This window comes from Nevskia soli DSM 19509, from assembly GCF_000711955.1.
In the GTDB taxonomy this organism is placed as follows: domain Bacteria; phylum Pseudomonadota; class Gammaproteobacteria; order Nevskiales; family Nevskiaceae; genus Nevskia; species Nevskia soli.
In genome coordinates, this window is record NZ_JONR01000025.1 from 53,437 (window position 1) to 71,268 (window position 17,832).

18 protein-coding genes are annotated in these 17,832 nt (G+C 67.0%); 9 read left to right on the forward strand and 9 right to left on the reverse strand.

Features of this window, described 5'->3' with window-relative positions; genetic code table 11:
• Position 1 precedes the first annotated feature (1 nt).
• Positions 2 to 1,102: a chorismate synthase gene (gene aroC / locus BP26_RS0114025; protein ID WP_029921206.1), complete on the reverse strand. Its 1,101-nt coding sequence runs from the start codon at positions 1,100 to 1,102 to the stop codon at positions 2 to 4.
• Between the two features lie 18 nt (positions 1,103 to 1,120).
• Complete coding sequence (gene prmB / locus BP26_RS0114030; RefSeq protein ID WP_051748972.1) at positions 1,121 to 2,056, reverse strand: 50S ribosomal protein L3 N(5)-glutamine methyltransferase; 936 nt, start codon at positions 2,054 to 2,056, stop codon at positions 1,121 to 1,123.
• 99 nt (positions 2,057 to 2,155) lie between these two features.
• On the opposite strand from prmB, the gene BP26_RS0114035 reads away from it, so the two are divergent.
• From BP26_RS0114035 to BP26_RS0114070, 8 genes are all read left to right on the forward strand, one after another.
• Positions 2,156 to 2,773 (forward strand): SCO family protein, encoded by a 618-nt coding sequence (locus BP26_RS0114035; RefSeq protein ID WP_029921208.1) that lies wholly within the window; start codon positions 2,156 to 2,158, stop codon positions 2,771 to 2,773.
• Positions 2,770 to 3,204 carry a copper chaperone PCu(A)C gene (locus BP26_RS0114040; RefSeq protein WP_051748973.1) on the forward strand — a complete coding sequence of 145 codons (435 nt, stop codon included), beginning with the start codon at positions 2,770 to 2,772 and terminating at the stop codon, positions 3,202 to 3,204. The genes BP26_RS0114035 and BP26_RS0114040 overlap by 4 nt, the downstream gene beginning before the upstream one ends.
• A 29-nt stretch (positions 3,205 to 3,233) precedes the next feature.
• On the forward strand, positions 3,234 to 4,088 hold the full coding sequence (gene asd / locus BP26_RS0114045) for an archaetidylserine decarboxylase (protein WP_029921210.1): 855 nt from the start codon (positions 3,234 to 3,236) through the stop codon (positions 4,086 to 4,088).
• A gap of 28 nt (positions 4,089 to 4,116) precedes the next feature.
• Complete coding sequence (locus BP26_RS30890; RefSeq protein WP_029921211.1) at positions 4,117 to 5,025, forward strand: AAA family ATPase; 909 nt, start codon at positions 4,117 to 4,119, stop codon at positions 5,023 to 5,025.
• 11 nt (positions 5,026 to 5,036) lie between these two features.
• A complete protein-coding gene (locus BP26_RS0114055; protein ID WP_051748975.1) occupies positions 5,037 to 6,059 on the forward strand; it encodes a DUF58 domain-containing protein in 1,023 nt (340 codons plus the stop codon).
• Positions 6,020 to 6,589 (forward strand): O-acetyl-ADP-ribose deacetylase, encoded by a 570-nt coding sequence (locus BP26_RS0114060; RefSeq protein WP_051748983.1) that lies wholly within the window; start codon positions 6,020 to 6,022, stop codon positions 6,587 to 6,589. Before BP26_RS0114055 ends, BP26_RS0114060 begins: the two co-directional genes overlap by 40 nt.
• Positions 6,586 to 8,550, forward strand: a complete 1,965-nt coding sequence (locus tag BP26_RS0114065) for a transglutaminase TgpA family protein (RefSeq protein ID WP_029921214.1) — start codon at positions 6,586 to 6,588, stop codon at positions 8,548 to 8,550. Before BP26_RS0114060 ends, BP26_RS0114065 begins: the two co-directional genes overlap by 4 nt.
• 79 nt (positions 8,551 to 8,629) lie before the next feature.
• Positions 8,630 to 9,466, forward strand: coding sequence for a hypothetical protein (locus tag BP26_RS0114070; protein WP_029921215.1), 837 nt, complete (start codon positions 8,630 to 8,632; stop codon positions 9,464 to 9,466).
• Between the two features lie 50 nt (positions 9,467 to 9,516).
• Here the strand turns inward: BP26_RS0114070 and BP26_RS0114075 are convergent, their stop codons facing one another.
• From BP26_RS0114075 to BP26_RS26735, 4 genes are all read right to left on the reverse strand, one after another.
• Positions 9,517 to 10,305 (reverse strand): tryptophan 2,3-dioxygenase, encoded by a 789-nt coding sequence (locus BP26_RS0114075; protein WP_029921216.1) that lies wholly within the window; start codon positions 10,303 to 10,305, stop codon positions 9,517 to 9,519.
• Between the two features lie 37 nt (positions 10,306 to 10,342).
• Positions 10,343 to 11,575 carry an MFS transporter gene (locus tag BP26_RS0114080; protein WP_029921217.1) on the reverse strand — a complete coding sequence of 411 codons (1,233 nt, stop codon included), beginning with the start codon at positions 11,573 to 11,575 and terminating at the stop codon, positions 10,343 to 10,345.
• Between the two features lie 32 nt (positions 11,576 to 11,607).
• Positions 11,608 to 12,075, reverse strand: coding sequence for a ribosomal protein S18-alanine N-acetyltransferase (gene rimI, locus BP26_RS0114085; protein WP_029921218.1), 468 nt, complete (start codon positions 12,073 to 12,075; stop codon positions 11,608 to 11,610).
• 106 nt (positions 12,076 to 12,181) lie between these two features.
• Entirely contained in the window at positions 12,182 to 12,838 is a 657-nt protein-coding gene (locus BP26_RS26735) for a uracil-DNA glycosylase (protein ID WP_245611803.1), read from the reverse strand.
• A 278-nt stretch (positions 12,839 to 13,116) separates the two neighbouring features.
• Here BP26_RS26735 and BP26_RS0114095 point away from each other — a divergent pair, with 278 nt between their 5' ends.
• Positions 13,117 to 13,881, forward strand: coding sequence for a DUF4397 domain-containing protein (locus tag BP26_RS0114095; RefSeq protein ID WP_029921220.1), 765 nt, complete (start codon positions 13,117 to 13,119; stop codon positions 13,879 to 13,881).
• 119 nt (positions 13,882 to 14,000) lie between these two features.
• Here the strand turns inward: BP26_RS0114095 and BP26_RS0114100 are convergent, their stop codons facing one another.
• From BP26_RS0114100 to ilvC, 3 genes are all read right to left on the reverse strand, one after another.
• On the reverse strand, positions 14,001 to 15,554 hold the full coding sequence (locus BP26_RS0114100; RefSeq protein ID WP_029921221.1) for a 2-isopropylmalate synthase: 1,554 nt from the start codon (positions 15,552 to 15,554) through the stop codon (positions 14,001 to 14,003).
• 300 nt (positions 15,555 to 15,854) lie between these two features.
• Positions 15,855 to 16,640, reverse strand: a complete 786-nt coding sequence (locus tag BP26_RS0114105) for a CDP-alcohol phosphatidyltransferase family protein (protein WP_029921222.1) — start codon at positions 16,638 to 16,640, stop codon at positions 15,855 to 15,857.
• Positions 16,641 to 16,782: 142 nt separating this feature from the next.
• Positions 16,783 to 17,799, reverse strand: coding sequence for a ketol-acid reductoisomerase (gene ilvC / locus BP26_RS0114110; RefSeq protein ID WP_029921223.1), 1,017 nt, complete (start codon positions 17,797 to 17,799; stop codon positions 16,783 to 16,785).
• Positions 17,800 to 17,832 lie beyond the last annotated feature (33 nt).

Below are 17,832 nucleotides of genomic sequence, written 5' to 3' on the forward strand. Positions count from 1 at the left end.
CTCACTCCCTGGCTGCGGGGATGCGCGGGGTTTCGACCTTCACGTCGGCGTTCTGGGCGCGGTGGCGGAGGTAGTGGTCCATCAGCACCAGGGCGACCATGGCTTCGGCGATGGGCGTGGCGCGGATGCCAACGCAGGGGTCGTGGCGGCCGGTGGTGCGCATCTCGGTGGCCTGGCCTTCGCTGTCGATGGTCTTGCCCGGGATGGTGATGCTGGAGGTGGGCTTGAGGGCGATGGAGCAGCGGATGTCCTGGCCGGTGGAGATGCCGCCGGCGGTGCCGCCGGAGTGGTTGGCGAGGAAGCCTTCGGGAGTGAGTTCATCGCGGGCCTGGCTGCCGCGCTGGGTGACGACCTCGAAGCCGTCGCCGATCTCCACGGCCTTGACGGCGTTGATGCTCATCAGGGCGTAGGCCAGCTCGGCGTCGAGACGGTCGTAGACCGGCTCGCCGAGTCCGGGCAGGACGCCGCTGGCGACGACGTTGACGCGCGCGCCGACCGAGTCGCCGTCGCGGCGCAGCTGGGTCAGGTATTCGTCGAGCATGGATACCTGGTCGGGGTCCGGGCAGAAGAAGCTGTTCTGCTCGACGGCTTCCCAGCTTTTCAGCTCCAGCGCATGCGGGCCGATCTGGGCGCAGTAGCCGCGCACCTGGGTGCCGAGGCGTTCGCGCAGGTACTTCTTGGCGATGGCGGCGGCGGCGACGCGCACGGCGGTCTCGCGTGCGGAGGAGCGCCCGCCGCCGCGCGGATCGCGGCGGCCGTATTTCTGGATGTAGGCGTAGTCCGCGTGGTTGGGGCGGAACACTTCCTTGATCTTGTCGTAGTCGTAGGAGCGCTGGTCGGTGTTCTCGATCAGCAGCGCGATGGGCGTGCCGGTGGTGTAGCCCTGGTAGACGCCGGAGAGGATCCTGACCGCGTCGGCTTCCTTGCGCTGGGTGACATGGCGCGAGGTGCCGGGCTTGCGGCGGTCGAGGTCGGGCTGGATGTCGGCTTCGCTCAGGGCCAGGCCCGGCGGGCAGCCGTCCACGACGCAGCCGATGGCGGGGCCATGGCTTTCGCCGAAGCTGGTGACGCAGAACAGTTTGCCGATGGTATTGCCGGACATGCCCGATGGTTTCCCGAATTAATAGCCGCGCGCGTCGAGCCAGGCCAGCAGCTCGTCGCGATTGATCACGAAGACGCCGTCGCCGCCTTTTTCGAATTCCGGCCAGGCCACGGGGATGTCCGGGTAGCGCGCCAGGAATTCCTGCTGCGAGCCGCCGATTTCGCAGACCAGGATGCCGTCGTCGGACAGGTAGTCCGGCGCCTGGCTGAGGATGCGCTCGACCACGTCCATGCCGTCGGCGCCGGCATCGAGGGCCAGGCGCGGCTCGTGCTTGAACTCCGGCGCCAGGGCCTGCCATTCGGCGGTGGGCACGTAGGGCGGATTGGACACGATCAGGTCATAGCGGCGCCCGGCGACGGGCTCGAACAGATCACCCGCCACGGCGGTGACCTGCTCGCCCATGTTGTGGCGGGCGATGTTGCGCTCGACCAGTTGCAGGGCGCCGGCGTCGATCTCCACCAGTTCCACCCCGGCTTCCGGGAAGGCGTAAGCGCAGGCGATGCCGATGCAGCCGCTGCCGGCGCAGAGGTCGAGGATCGACTCGGGGTCCACCGTCAGCCAGGGGGCGAAACGGGTCTGGATCAGCTCGCCGATGGGGGAACGCGGGATCAGCACGCGCTCGTCCACCTCGAACGACAGGCCGGCGAACCAGGCCTCGCCGGTCAGGTAGGGCGAGGGCTTGCGGGTGCGCACGCGGGTTTGCAGCAGCTCGATCACGGCGATGCGCTCGCGCTCGGTGACGTTGGCTTCCAGGTAGACGGCCGGCAACTCGAAGGGCAGCTTGAGCGCCCACATGACGAGGTGGAAGGCATCGTCCAGGGCATTGTCGGTGCCGTGGCCGAAGACCAGGCCGGCGCGGTTGAACTCCGAGGCGCCCCAGCGCACCAGGTCGCGCACGCTGCGCAGGGCCTGGAACTCCGGTGAATCGGGCAATGAGGCGGGTTCGGGGGGCATTCGGGGGAATTTCAGTGTGGCAAGACCGGTATTTTATTAAAGTATGCAGCCTTCCGTTTATTGACCGTGCCGGACCGGTACGGCGGAGAATTCCACAACGTGTCGAATCGTTCCTTGAGCCTGGGCTTGCTGGCGGCATTTGCCGTGCTGATCGGCATCGTCGCCGGGATGGTGGTGCTGCGGCCCGCGACCGTGCAGATCCAGTCTGGCACACTGCTGCAACAGCCGCGGCCGATCGCCGATTTCAGCCTCAACGGCAGCGACGGCAAGCCCTTCACCAAGGCCGACCTGGCCGGGCACTGGAGCGTGATCTACGTCGGCTACACCCATTGCCCGGACGTGTGCCCGACCACGCTGGCGCAGCTCAAGGCGGTGGAAAAGGGCCTGGGCGCGGACGCGGCCAAGGTGCGCTTCATCTTCCTGTCGATCGACCCGGAGCGGGATACGCCTGAGACCCTGGGCCAGTACACCCATTACTTCAGCCCGGATTTCCTCGCCGTGACCGGGCCCAATGCGCAGCTCGACACGCTCGGCGCCAATCTCGGCTTCGTCTATGCCAAGGTGCCGGGCGAGACGCCGCAGAGCTACCTGATGGATCATTCCTCGGCCCTGATCCTGGTCGATCCCAAGGCCGGCCTGGCCGGCTACCTCACCCCGCCCTTCAAGACCGAGAGCCTGGTCAGCGACCTGAAGCAGGTCATCGGAAAGCCCTCATGAAATATTCCGCTCCCCTGGCGATCGCCCTGCTCGCCTGCGCCGCCTGTGCCCCGGCCTTCGCCGACTGCAAGGGACTGAAGGTGGAGGACGCCTGGATACCCGAGGGGCCGCCGGTGGCCGCGGTGCTGGCCGGCTATGGCGTGCTGAGCAATACGGGCGACAAGCCGCTGCACATCGACAGCGTGGACGGCGCAGACTTCGGCAGCGTGGAGCTGCACCAGATGAGCATGGACGGCGGCATGATGACCATGCGCCCGCTCAAGGGCCTGGACATCCCGGCGCATGGCAGCGTGGCGTTGGCCGACGGCGGCAAGCACCTGATGCTGATGAACCCGAAGCATCCGTTCAAGGCGGGCGACGGCAGCAGCATCGGCTTCCACTGCGGCAAGGACGTGACGCAGGTACCGTTCAGCGTGCGGGCGCAGCCATGATGCGCCAACCGCCGGGCAGCGAGGCGACGCTGGGCGACCGCATCTTCGCCACCTTCCAGTCCTTGTTGCCGACGCGGGCGCTGTCGGCCTTCATGTTCCGCGTGGCGCAGGTGCGGGCGAAGCCGTTCAAGAACGCGCTGATGCGCTGGTTCCTGCACAAGTACGCGGTGGACCTGGAGGAAGCGGAGTGGTCTCGCGTCGACAACTACGAGCACTTCAACGCCTTCTTCACCCGCGCGCTCAAGCCGGGCCTGCGGCCGCAGCCGGCGGCGGCGAACATCCTGAGCAGCCCGGTGGACGGCGCCATCAGCCAGGTGGGGCCGATCCGTCAGGGCCAGATCTTCCAGGCCAAGGGGCACGGCTACAGCGCCGCGGCACTGCTGGCCGACGAGGAGCTGGCGAAGGATTTCTATAGCGGCTCGTTCAGCACCATCTACCTCGCGCCGCACGATTACCACCGCGTGCACATGCCCTGCATCGGCCGCCTGCGCAGCTGGGCCTATGTGCCGGGACGGCTGTTCAGCGTCAATCCGAGCACGGCGCGCTCGGTGCCGGGGCTGTTCGCGCGCAACGAGCGCATGGTGGCGATCTTCGATACGCAGTTCGGGCCGCTGGCCCTGGTGATGGTCGGCGCCATCATCGTCGGCGGCATCGAGACGGTGTGGAGCGGGCAGCTCACCCCGCCCCACCTGCGCCATGTGCCGCCGACCTATTACCAGCCGATGCAGCCGCTGCTGCTGCAGCGCGGGGCGGAGCTGGGGCGGTTCCACATGGGGTCGACGGTGATCCTGCTGGCGCCTCCGGGGGCCCTGACCTGGGATCCGGCGCTGGCGGCCGGACAGGCAGTGCGGCTTGGGCAAAGCCTCGCTACGATGCTCAAATAAATATTCATCACCGATTCCGGCCGCTTCCATGACCACCAACCTGCACGGCGCGCTCGGCGCACTCTCCGGCATCGTCCTCGGCAAGGAACGCCAGCTCCGGCTTGCGGTGGCCTGCCTGCTGGCGCGGGGGCACCTGCTGATCGAGGATATTCCCGGGGTCGGCAAGACCACGCTGGCGCTGGCGCTGGCGCGGGTGTTCGGGCTGCACTTCCAGCGGGTGCAGTTCACCAGCGACCTGCTGCCGGGCGACATCCTCGGCGTGTCGATCTATGAGCCGGCGACCAGCGCCTTCCGCTTCCATCCCGGGCCGATCTTCGCGCAGGTGGTGCTGGCGGACGAGATCAACCGCGCCAGCCCGAAGACGCAGAGCGCGTTGCTGGAGGCGATGGAGGAGCGGCAGGTGACGTCCGAGGGCGTGACGCGGACGCTGCCGGAGCCGTTCTTCGTGGTGGCGACGCAGAATCCGAGCGAGCAGATCGGCACCTTTCCCTTGCCGGAATCGCAGCTCGACCGCTTCCTCATGCGCATCTCGCTGGGCTATCCGCCGGCGCAGGCGGAGCGGGCGCTGCTGATGGAACGCGAGCGGCGCGACCTGCTGGCGGAGACACCGCCGGCGCTGGAGCCGGAGCAACTGCTGGCCTTGCAGAAGCAGGTGCAGGAGGTGCGCACCTCGCCGGCCCTGCTCGATTACCTGATGGCGCTGATCAAGGCGACGCGCGAGCACCCTGCCCTGCGCATGGGACTGTCGCCGCGCGCCGGGCTGGCGCTGCGCCGCTGCGCGCAGGCCTGGGCCTTGCTGGAAGGCCACAGCGGTGTGATCCCGGAAGACCTGCAGGCGGTGTTCGCGGCGGTTGCGGGACATCGCCTGGCGGCGGTGGAGCGCGACAGCTCGGCGCCGATCGTGGCGGAGATCCTCGCCTCGGTTCCGATTCCCTGAGCGGCAGGCCCATGGGCGCCGGAGCGAACCTGCGGCAATCGGGCGAGCGCTTCGCCCTGATCCTGACGCAGCCGTTCAAGAGCATGCGGCGGCGCATCGACCGCTGGATCTTCACGCGGCTGAAACGCGTGCCGGGGCCGGTGGAGGTGTCGCGGCGGCGGGTGTACATCCTGCCCACCCGCTTCGGCTACGGCTTCGGCCTGCTGCTGATGGTGATGCTGCTCGGTTCGATGAACTACAGCAACAGCATGGCCTTCGCCCTGACCTTCCTGCTGTCCGGGCTGGGGTTGGTGGCGATGCACCACACGCATGCCAACCTGGTGAACATCCGCGTGCGCAGCGGGCGCATCCAGCCGGTGTTCGCCGGGGATACGGCGCGCTTCGTCCTGGAGCTGGAAAATCCCGCCGCGCCGCCGCGCTATGCCTTGCGCGCCGGCTGGTCGGACCAGATGCCGCTGTGCAGCACCGACCTGGGCGGCCAGCAGAGCGGCACGCTGCTGCTGACCCTGCCGGCGCCGCAGCGCGGCTGGCTGCCGGCGCCGCGCTTTTCCGTGCTCACCGAATTCCCGCTGGGGCTGTTCCACGCCTGGACCTGGATCGAACTGGACATGGCCTGCCTGGTGTATCCGAGGCCGGCGGCGAAGGGTGAACGGCCACCGGCCACCAGCGGCGGCACCGGGCCGCGCGCCGGCATGCGCCATGGCCAGGAGGAATTCGCCGGCCTGCGCAGCTACCAGCGCGGCGATGCGATGCGCTCGATCCACTGGAAGAGCATGTCCAAGCTGCAGACGCCGCAGGTGAAGCAGTTCGCGGAGACGCTGGAAAAGGAATTGTGGCTGGACTGGGGCTCGATGCCGCCGGCCTGGGATGCGGAGCGGCGGCTGTCGCAGCTGGCGCGCTGGGTACTGGACGCGGAGGCCGAGGGCCGCAGCTACGGCTTGCGCCTGCCGGAGTTCTCACAGGCGCCGGGGCGCGGCGAGTTGCACCGGCAGGAATGCCTGAAGGCGCTGGCGCTGTTCGAGGCGCCGCGGTGAGCGTGCTGCGCGCGGTGCAGGCGGATATCACCACGCTGGCGGTGGACGCGGTCGTCAATGCGGCCAACGAAACCCTGCTCGGCGGTGGCGGCGTGGATGGCGCGATTCATCGCGCGGCGGGGCCCGGATTGCTGGCCGAGTGCCGGGCGCTGCCGCAGGTTCGTCCCGGCGTGCGCTGCCCTGCCGGCCAGGCGCGCATCACTGCCGGGCACCGGCTGCAGGCGCCTTGGGTCATCCATACCGTAGGGCCGGTGTGGCGTGGCGGCGGGCATGGCGAAGCGGAATTGCTGGCCGGCTGTTACCGCAATGTGCTGGCGCTGGCGCAGAAGCAAGGGTTGCGCAGCGTTGCCTTTCCGGCGATCAGTTGCGGCGTGTATGGCTATCCGGTCGCGGCGGCGACCGCCATCGCGGTAACGACCGTGCGCGGCGTACTGGCGCGGACGCCGGCAATCGAAGAAATCATCTTCACCTGTTTTGGCGAGACGATCTTTTCGGCCTATGAAGACGAGTTGGGACGGCAGCCGGCATGATCGACTTCCTGCCCCGCACCGTTCTGCTGCGCCTGCTGGCGGTGCTGGCCATCGTGCTGGCGCCGCACGCGCAGCGCCTGCCGCTGTGGGAAATCCTGCTGGTGATCGCCATCGGCCTGTGGCGGCTGCTGGCGACGCTGCGGCAGTGGCGCGCAATGCCGCGCTGGGTGCGCTTCGCGCTGACCATCGGCGCCTTCCTCGCGGTCTATGCGCAGTTCGGCAACTTCGCCGGGCAGACCGCCGGCGTGGCGCTGCTGGTGGTGATGGCGAGCCTGAAACTGACGGAGCTGAACACGCGCCGCGACGTGATGGTGATGGTGCAGCTGATGTATTTCATCCTGATCACGCACTTCCTGTTCTCGCAGGAGATATGGACGGTGGCCTACCTGCTGGCCTGCGCGATGCTGATCACCAGCCTGCTGGTGGAGGCCAACCATCCCGATGCGGCGCTGCCGCTGCGCGCTTCGCTGCGCCTGGGCGGACGCCTGGTGCTGCATGCGCTGCCGCTGATGGTGGTGCTGTTCCTGCTGTTTCCGCGCATCCCCGGCCCGCTGTGGGGGCTGCCGACGGATGCGGGCGCTTCGCAAACCGGCCTTGCCGACGATATGGCTCCGGGCGAGATCCAGAGTCTGATCGAGTCCGACGCGGTGGCCCTGCGGGTGCGCTTCAACGGCCCGGTGCCGCCGCCGGAGGAGATGTACTGGCGCGGCCCGGTGCTGGCGCACTTCGACGGCCGGCGCTGGAAGGCCGGCGTGCGGCCGGCGGGCGGCGGCGCCACGGCGGAACTGGGCACCCCGGCCTACAGCTATGAAATCACGCTGGAGCCGCAGCGGCGGCCCTGGCTGCTGGCGCTGGATCTGCCGAGCCGCATCGGCCTGCCGCCGGATGCGACGCTCAGCACCGACTACCAGCTGGTGGCGAATGCGGACGTGAAGGAACGGCGGCTGTACCAGCTCACCTCGCACCCGCACTACCGCCTGCAGACGGAGTTGCCGGAGGCGCAGCGCAAGGTGTTCCTGCAACTGCCGCTGGGCCTCAACCCGCGCACCCGCGCACTGGCGCAACAGTGGCGCACGCAGGGCCTGGACGATGCGGCGATCATCCAGGCGGCGCTGGCGATGTTCCGCGGCAAGGATTTCTACTACACCCTGCATCCGCCGGTGCTGGGACGCGACGGCATCGACGAGTTCCTGTTCGTCACGCATCGCGGTTTCTGCGAGCACTATTCGAGCAGCTTCACCGTGCTGATGCGGGCGGCCGGCATTCCAGCGCGGGTGGTGACCGGCTACCAGGGCGGCGCCAGGAATACCTTCGGCGACTACTACCTGGTGCGGCAGTCCGACGCGCATGCCTGGAGCGAGGTGTGGCTGGCCGGCCAGGGCTGGACGCGCGTGGATCCCACCGCGGCGGTATCGCCGCAGCGGATCGAGAAAGGCATCGGCGCGGCGCTGGAAGGTACGGATGACATTCCCGCCTACCTCGATCCCTCGCGCCGCAGCTACCAGTTGCGCGCTCTGCTGGAAGCGCGCTGGGACTGGGCCAACGCGGAGTGGAATCGCTGGGTGCTGGGCTACGGCCCGGACTTGCAAACGGAGGTACTGGGGCGGCTCGGGCTGATGGACTGGAGCGACATGATCCTGGCGCTGACCGTGGCCATCAGCCTGGTTCTCGGGCTGCTCGGCCTGGGGCTGATGCGGCAGTTCCTGCCGCAACGGCAGGAGGACGCGGTGCTGGAGCAGTGGCTGAAGCTGCGCAAGCGGCTGGCGCGCGCCGGCTTCGAACAGCAGGCCGGCGAAGGCCCGCGGGATTTCACCGGCCGCGTGGCCGAGGGACGTCCGGACCTGGCGGCGGCGGTGCAGGCGATCTGCGCGCTGTACCTGCGGCTGCGTTACCTGGATGCGCCCGATGCGGCGGCGCAACGCGAACTGGCTCAGGCGGTGGCGGCGCTGCGTACGCGGTAAGGCCGATGTCGCGGTGCGTGGCGTGATTGCGTATCCAGATGGAGGGAGCAATCACGCACCGCGGGGCAAGGGGAAATCGATGTTCAAATTCAACGCGTCGGCGGCCGTGCGCGGCTTCGCCTGTTTCAGCCTGGCCATGGGCGCCGCGGCGCTGGCCGATCCGATCAGCGATGCGGGCCTGAAGGACAAGGACGTGAAGCAGGCGGTGGTGGAGTCCTTCGCCAACGGCTATGCCTATATCCCCGGCAGCCTGCGCACGCTCGGGCCGGAGGCACGCGCGGCCTTCATGCGTGCCGCGGGACAACTGGCCATCGCCTACGGCAGGAGCGATGCCTTCAGGCAGGACTATGCCGCCTGGTGGGAGGAGTACAAACCGAAGCTGGAGTTGATCTCGCCGCAGGAGATGCAGGAGCAGAACGAGAGCGCCAACGCCAATTTTTCCAAGGAAGAGACCGAGCGCAAGGGCGTGGTTGCACAGCTCGAGGCGCAGCGCGCGGCGTTCAAGAAGGCCGGCATGAGCGATGCGCAGATCGACGGCATGATCGCGCAGGCGAAACAGGGCGAGCAGCAGATCGAGCAGATGCGCAAGCAGGGACAGCTACCCGCTGGCCCGCAACTGACGACGGAGCAGGAACGCCAGCAGCAGAATGCGCAGCGGCAGCAGGAGTATCAGCAGCGCCTGGTGAAGTTCCAGGCGGAGCATCCGGCCGATCCGGGCGAGGCGATCCGCCGCGCGCTGAACGAGTTCCTGGCGCTGTCGGCCAGCGTGGATTTCAACGCCAGGGTGGTCAATGGCCGCTTCGTCGATCCCGTCTACCAGGGGAAGGATGATCAGTGGAAGCGCTGCTTCCGGGCCGGCAAGCCGGCGGTGGACGCGGCGCGGGACGTCGCGCAGGGGTGGTTGCAGCGGATTTAGACCAAACCCCGGAAGCGCTGCGCGCTTCCGGGGCGGCCCGCAGCCGCGGATCAGAGCTGGGCGCGGATGGCCCAGAGATCCGGGAACAGGGGCGTGAACAGGGTGTTGCGCAGGTAGGCGGCGCCGGAGGAACCGCCGCTGCCGGGCTTGGCGCCGATGGTGCGCTCGACCATCTTGACGTGGCGGTAGCGCCATTCCTGCAAGCCTTCGTCGAGGTCCACCAGGCGTTCGCAGACCTGAGCCTGGAACGGCAGGGTACGGTAGACGGTCAGCAGGGCCTGTTGCACGGCTTCGTCGGCGACGGTGGGCTGCGCGGGGTCGCGTTGCAGGGCGGCCGCGGGAACGGTCACGCCGTTGGCCTGGAGGTAATGCAGGAAGGCGTCGTAGACCGAGGGCTCGGTCATCAGCTGTTGCAGTTCGCTGCGTTCGCGGCTGTCCTGCGGGTAGTTTTCCAGCGCCGAGGTGCGCTTGTGGCCGAGCAGGAATTCGACGGCGCGGAACTGGAAGGACTGGAAGCCGCTGGAGGCCTGCAAGCGCGAACGGAAGGCGTTGAAGGAAAGCGGCGTCATCGTCTCCAGGATATCCACCTGCCCGACCAGGGTCTTGAGGATGGTCAGGGTACGCTTGAGGGTGGCCAGGGCATGCGGGGTATCGCCGGCGGCGAAGGCGCTGCGCAGGTAGCGCAGTTCATGCAGGCATTGCTTGAACCACAGTTCGTACACCTGGTGGATGACGATGAACAGGAGTTCGTCGTGCTCGGCGGACAGCGGCTGCTGCTGTTGCAGCAGGCCGTCGAGCTTGAGGTACTCGGAATAGGTCAGGGATTTTTCATGGGTCATGCCGGGATTTTAGGACTTGTTGACCCTGCCCGGGACGTCAGACTCCGGTATTGGGCTCCTGTACCCGCGACAGCAGTACGGCGCCGACCACGAAGAATACCGAAAGCACCATGATCGACAGGTGGGGACTGCCGGTGGCCAGGGCCACCGCGCCCACCACCAGGGGCCCCAGCACGGCGGCGAACTTGCCGAGCATGTTGTAGAAGCCGAAATACTCGCCGGAACGCTCGCGCGGAATCAGGCGCGAAAAATAGGAGCGCGACAAGGCCTGCACGCCGCCCTGGACCAGGGCCACGGCCACCGCCATTTCGTAGAACTGGCGTTCGGTCTGCATGAAATAAGCCCAGATGCTGATCAGGCCGAATACCAGCAACCCCAGGTAGATGGCGCGCTTGGTGCCGATCCACGAGGCCAGAGGTCCGAAGGCCCAGGCGGCGGGGAAGCTGATGAACTGCACCATCAGCAAGGCGGTGATCAGGGTATTGGTGGAGAACCCCAGCTTGGCGCCGAAATCGACGGCCATCTGCTGCAGGGTGCCGATGGCGTCGATGTAGAGCCAGTAGGCGATGAGGAAGCGCAGCACCGGCTTGTTGCGGATGACGGTTTTCAGGGTTTCCCACAGCTCGCGCCAGCCGGTGGACTGCTCCACCGCAGGCGCTTCCGGCACGTAGCGGAACAGGGGCAGGCAGAACACCGCCCACCACAGCGCCACGCTGATGAAGGCGGCGCGCGTGGCGGCCGTGGCATCGGCCAGGCCGAAACGCTGCGGATAGAGGACCATCAAAACGTCGACCAGGAACAGGATGCCGCCGCCCAGATAGCCCATGGCGAAGCCGAAGGCGGAGACACGGTCCGATTCCCCGGCTTCGGCCACCTGAACCAGCAGGGCGTCGTTGAAGGAATAGCTGGCGAAGAAGCCGACCGAGGCGGCGGCGAACACGACCAGGGACCAGAACCACTGCCCGGCGCCGATGCAGGCCAGGCCGGCGCTGGCGGCGACGCCGAGCACGGTGAACCAGCCGAGGTAGCGCTTCTTCTGGCCGCGCAGGTCGGCCAGGGCGCCGAGCCAGGGGGCGATCAGCATGACGATAAAGCTGGCGGCCGAGTTGGTCAGGCCCAGGTAGAAGGTGGAGGTGGCGCCGGGCAGGTCCTTGGCCCAGTACTTGTCGAAAAATATGGGAAAGAAGCCGACCAGGATGGTGGTGGAGAAGGCGTGATTGGCCCAGGCGTTGAAGGCCCAGGCGATCTGGCTGCGGCGCTTCGCGCTCATGGGCGTCGCTCGGTTGGGAAAGAGGGATACAGCTAGACGATGTCGAAGCCCAGCACCAAGGCGTCTTCGCGGCCTTCGTGCGCCGGATAGTAGCCCTTGCGCAGGCCCAGGCGCTGGAAGCCCTGCGACTCGTAGAGGTGGATGGCGGCCTTGTTGGACTTGCGCACTTCCAGCAGCACGATGGTGGCATTGGCCGCGCGCGCCAGCATGATCATGTGCTCCAGCAGCATGCGCCCCAGCCCCTGCCGCTGGCCGGAGGGATCGATGCACAGGTTGAGGACGTGGGCCTCGTCCACGGCCATGCTCATCAGGGCGTAGCCGACGATGACGCCGTGCCGGTCGATGAGGATCCAGCCGCTGTAGCCGGCCTTGAGGCAGTCGCGGAAGATGCCGTCCGACCAGGGAAAGGGATAGGCGCGCTGCTCGATCTCCAGCACCTGCGGCAGGTGGGAGACGTGCATCGGCAGGATCTGCCAGGCCGGTTTCGGTTGCGCGCTCATGTTGTTGGTCCCATGCCGCCTTCCCCGGGGGCGGACGACAACAGCTTACCGTGTCCCCGGGATTTGTTGGCGCTCATTCGTCGTCGCGAGCGTCGGCGGGCGGTGGTCAGGCCTTGAGCAGCTGGTGCACGCGCTTGAGGTCGGTCCAGCTCTTGGCCTTTTCACCCGGGCTGCGCAGCAGGTAGGCCGGGTGATAGGTGATCAGCAAGGGGGTCCTGTCGGGGCCGTACTCGTGCACGGGGCCGCGCAGCTTGGACAGGGGCGCGTCGGTGCCGAGCAGGCGCTGCGCGGCGATGCGGCCCAGGGCAACGATCAACTTGGGCTTGACCAGGCGGATCTGCTGGTCGAGATAGGGGCGGCAGGCCTCGACTTCGTCCGCCTCGGGATCGCGGTTGCCCGGCGGACGGCACTTGACCACGTTGGCGATGAACACGGATTTCTCCGGCGCCTGCTCCTTGCGCGAGCGGCCGATGGCCTTGAGCATTTCGTCGAGCAGCTTGCCGGCGCGGCCGACGAAGGGCTCGCCCTGCTGGTCCTCGTCGGCGCCGGGCCCCTCGCCCACCACCATCAGCGAGGCGGTCTCCAGGCCGACCCCGAATACGGTGTTCGTGCGGGTCTTGCACAGCTTGCAGCGCATGCAGCCGGCGACGGCCGGGCGCAGGCCTTCCCAGGTGGTCGGGACCTCGAAAGCCGGCTCGGGTGAGCGCGCGGGAGGCGGCTCCGGGGCCGCTGCGGGAAGGGGAGTTTTGAACTTCGGAGGCATGTTGGGGCTCTGAGGGAATACCGGCGCTGTTTCTACAGCATTCCCGGGATTCCCGACCGGCGCGGTCACCTCAGGTGGCTGCGCCGGCGCTTGTGTGCGTTGCTGCCAGGGCTCGATGCCGAGGGCGTCCAGGTACTGTTTGCGGCGTGCGGAATCCATAGGGGAGAACTGTAGCCGATCTTTCGGCGGGCCGGTGAGGAGACCATGTTGTCGGCGGCGGCCTGTAGCAAGGAAGCGACACCAGGGCATCAGTTTCAATACGTCACGGAGAACTCACAATGAAACACAGTCTCAATGGTTTTGCACTCATCGGCGCCGGCCTGCTGGCCCTGTCGGCTTGCAGCAACGACAACAACAGCACTCCCCCCTTGACCGGCGCATTCCGCATCGCCAACGGCATCACCGACTCGATCGGACTGAACGCCGCGCTCAGCAACGTCTCGTCCTTCAGCGGGATCAGTTACGGCACCGCCAGCGGCATCGACAACCCGCCCACGGGCAGCTACAAGACGCAGTTGACCAGCAACAGCGTGACCTTCACCGTCGACAACACCAGCATCGATCACAACAACGTCACCACGGTGTTCGCCGCCGGTCAGATCGGCGATGGTTCGGAGAAGGGCTTCGTCGCCGAACAGAACCTGCAGGCACCGAGCAGCGGCCAGTTCAACGTGCAGTTCGTCGCCGATGCCGCCTCCCGCACCGGGCCGATCAATTTCTTCCTGATCACCCCCGGCGGCAGCACCACCGGCAAGACGCCGAACGCCACCGTGGAGTATCCGTTCAACGCCACCCCGAGTTCACCGGCCTTCTCCACCACCACCGGCGTCGCCACCGGCACGTACGAAATCGTGGTCACCAACGCCCTCGGGGTCAAGCTGTTCGACAGCGGCACCAAGGGCATCGCGCTGCCGATCGCGGGCAACGTGCTGCAGATCGCCGCCATCGACGCCCCCACCGGCAGCCCCGCCTCCACGCCGCTTGCCGTTGTGGTGCTGGACAACAACGGTGGCAACACCAACTTGCAGAACGGCGCCAACTAAAGCTTCAGAAGCAGCAAAGCCCCGGACAGGGAAACCTGTCCGGGGCTTTTTTATGCCTGCTTGTTTGAACAGTCGGGGCCATGGATGGCCCCGTGCATGTCAGGACGACATACTGCCGGCTACGGCACGGGTTCGAAGGTCCGCTGCGGATGCGCACTGATCGGTACTTCCAGCCGGTTGATGGCGTTGATGTAGGCCTTGGCCGAGGCGATGATGATGTCGGTGTCGGCGCCGAGGCCGTTGACGACGCGGCCGTCCTTGGCCAGGCGCACGGTGACTTCGCCCTGCGAATCGGTGCCGGTGGTGATAGCGTTGACCGAGTACAGCAGCAGCTTGGAGCCGCTGCCGATGAGCTTCTCGATGGCGGCGAAGACCGCGTCGACCGGGCCGTCGCCCTGCGCCTGCACCTCGTGGATCTCGCCTTCGAGGTTGAGCGCCACCTTGGCGATCGGGCGGGTGCCGGTCTTGGAGGTGGTCTCCATCCATTCCAGTTGCACGCGATCTTCCGAGCGCGCGGCATCGGCCTGGGTCACCAGCATCTGCAGGTCTTCGTCGAAGATCTCGTGCTTCTTGTCGGCCAAGTCCTTGAAACGGGCGAAGGCTTCGGCCAGTTCGGCTTCGGAACGGAACTTGTAGCCCAGCTCCTCCAGGCGCGCGCGGAAGGCAGCGCGTCCGGACAGCTTGCCCAGGGTCAGCTTGTTGGCGGCCCAGCCGACGTCCTCGGCGCGCATGATCTCGTAGGTTTCGCGGTGCTTGAGCACGCCGTCCTGGTGGATGCCGGACTCGTGGGCGAAGGCGTTGGCGCCGACGATGGCCTTGTTCGGCTGCACAGGGTAGCCGGTGATGGTGGAGACCAGGCGCGAACAGGGCACGATCTGGGTGGCGTCGATGCGGGTCTCGACGTCGAACACGTCGGCGCGGGTCTTCACCGCCATCACGATCTCTTCCAGCGAGGCGTTGCCGGCACGTTCGCCCAGGCCGTTGATGGTGCATTCGACCTGCAGGGCACCCGCCTGCACCGCGGCCAGGGAGTTGGCGACGGCCAGGCCCAGGTCGTTGTGGCAATGGGTGGACCAGATGACCTTGTCGGCATTCGGCACGCGCTCGATCAGCTGGCGCATGCGCTCGCCCCACAGGCCGGGGATGGAATAGCCGACCGTGTCCGGCACGTTGATGGTGGTGGCGCCGGCCTTGATCGCCGCCTCGAAGATGCGGCACAGGAAGTCCATGTCGGAGCGCACCGCGTCCTCGGCGGAGAACTCGACGTCGTCGGTGAACTGGCGTGCCAGCTTGACCGCGCCGACGGCGCTCTCCAGCACCTGCTCCGGCGCCATGCGCAGCTTCATCTCCATGTGGATCGGGCTGGTGGCAATGAAGGTGTGGATGCGCTTGCGGCGCGCCAGCTTGAGGGCCTCGCCGGCCTTGGTGACGTCGCCGGCATTGGCGCGCGCCAGCGAGCACACGGTGGTGTCGGTGAGCTCGCGGGCGATGGCCTGGATGGCGGCGAAGTCGCCGGGGCTGGCGGCGGCGAAGCCCGCTTCGATGACGTCCACCCGCAGGCGCTGCAGCGCCAGGGCGATGCGCAGCTTCTCGTCCTGCGTCATGGCGGCGCCGGGCGACTGCTCGCCGTCGCGCAAGGTGGTGTCGAAAATGATCAGCTGTTTCTTGCTCATGGAATTCGATCTCTAGAACTAAAACCAGGTTTTTGATTTCGCCGGCGCAGCCGGCGTTCAGCGGTCCGGTCAGGGATGACCGGTGCTTGTATCAGGGATGTACACGGTATTCTTGACCCCCGTGCGGGTGGAGTTCTTGTCTGCCCTACGGCAGAAGTCGAAGCGCAAGCAGCAGCAGGCGGCCGGAGAAGGCTGCGCTGGAGGTACCGGAATGGCTGCTGTTGGACGGCATGATTGACAAACTATAGCGGATGTCCCCGCCCCTGCCAAATCATTTTTTGCACCCCTGCCATCAAGTTTTCAGATGACGGCGGGCGGCGGCGGCAGGTGCTTGCCGCGCAGGCGGCGCAGCAGGGCCACGACGGGACCGGAGACGGCGTAGGCGAAGAAGATCAGGAACAGGATGCCGGGCGGGTCGATCGAAACCAGGGCGAGCGCGCCGATGATGGCAGCAAACGGCAGGAAGCGCATGCGCTTGGACAGGTTGAGCTTCTTGAAGCTGTTGTAGCGCACCGAACTGACCATCAGCAGGGCCACGCCGAGGGTGATGATGGAGGCCGGCACGATGACGATGGCCTCGTCGCCGCCGAAGCCGAGTTCGCGCGCCTTCCAGACGAAGAAGATCACCACGGCGGCGGCAGCCGGGCTGGGCAGGCCGAAGAAGTCCTTGCTGCTGCCGGTGATGGCGGTGAGGACGTTGAAGCGGGCCAGGCGCAGGGCGGCGCAGGCGGCGTAGGTCAGCGCCAGCACGCCGCCGAGCTTGCCGTGCAGGTAGCGGTAGTCGGAGAGGAAATGCAGGCTGTAGGCGTAGACCACGATGCTGGTGGCGATGCCGAAGGCGGCCATGTCGCAGAGCGAATCGTATTCCTTGCCGAAGTCGGTGGCGGTATTGGTCATGCGCGCGATGCGGCCGTCGAGCAGGTCCGCGATCATGGCGAAGAGGATGCCCTTGGCGGCGTCCTCGAAGTTGCCGCCCATGGCGGAAACGATGGCGTAGAAGGCGCCGAACAGGGTGCCGGTGGTGAACAGGTTCGGCAGCAGGTAGATGCCTTTGCGTCTTTTGCGGGGAAGCCGGGCTTCGTCCATTGCGCACTGATCCTGGCGGTGTGGCCGCCGTGTTACGGGTTGCTACAGTTTCAAAAAAGAAGGGACGCCCGTTCAAGGGCGTCCCAGATTCCATCAGCAAATCTCCTGCCGGCTGGCTGCGCCGGCCGGGCGGAGATCCGCTTTAGTTCTTGGCCTTGTCCACCAGCTTGTTCTTGGAAATCCAGGGCATCATCGAACGCAGCTTGGAACCGACCTTTTCGATCTGGTGCTCGGCGCCGATGCGGCGCTGGGCCTTCAGGGTCGGCTGGCCGGCCTGGTTTTCCAGGACGAATTCGCGCGCGAACTGGCCGGTCTGGATCTCGGTGAGGATGCGCTTCATCTCGACCTTGGTCTGCTCGGTGACGATACGCGGACCGCGCGTGTAGTCGCCGTACTCGGCCGTATTGGAGATGGAGTAGCGCATCGTCGCCATGCCGCCCTCGTACATCAGGTCGACGATCAGCTTGAGCTCGTGCAGGCACTCGAAGTAGGCCATTTCCGGCGCGTAGCCGGCTTCGACCAGGGTTTCGAAACCGGCCTGCACCAGGGCGGTGGCGCCGCCGCAGAGCACGGCCTGCTCGCCGAAGAGATCGGTTTCGGTCTCTTCCTTGAAGCTGGTCTCGATGATGCCGGCGCGGCCGCCGCCGTTGGCGGAGGCGTAGGACAGGGCGATCTGCTTGGCCTGGCCGGAGGCGTCCTGGTGGACGCAGATCAGGCTGGGCACGCCGCCGCCCTGGGTGTAGGTGCTGCGCACCAGGTGGCCAGGGCCCTTCGGCGCGACCATGATGACGTCGAGGTCGGGGCGCGGCTCGATCAGCTGGAAGTGGATGTTGAAGCCGTGGGCGAAAGCCAGCACGCCGCCCTGCTTGAGGTTGGCGACGACGCTGTCTTCGTAGATCTTGCGCTGGTCCTGGTCGGGGGCGAGGATCATCACCAGGTCGGCGCCCTTCACCGCTTCGGCGACTTCCTTGACCTTGAGCCCGGCGCCCTCGGCCTTGGCCCAGGACTTGGAGCCCTTGCGCAGACCGACGGTGACATCGACTCCACTGTCCTTGAGGTTTTGCGCATGGGCGTGGCCCTGCGAACCGTAACCGAGGATGACGACCTTCTTCGACTGGATGATCGAAAGGTCGGCGTCCTTGTCGTAATAGACGTTGATGCTCACTGCGGATTACCTCTGATGGGACGGGAG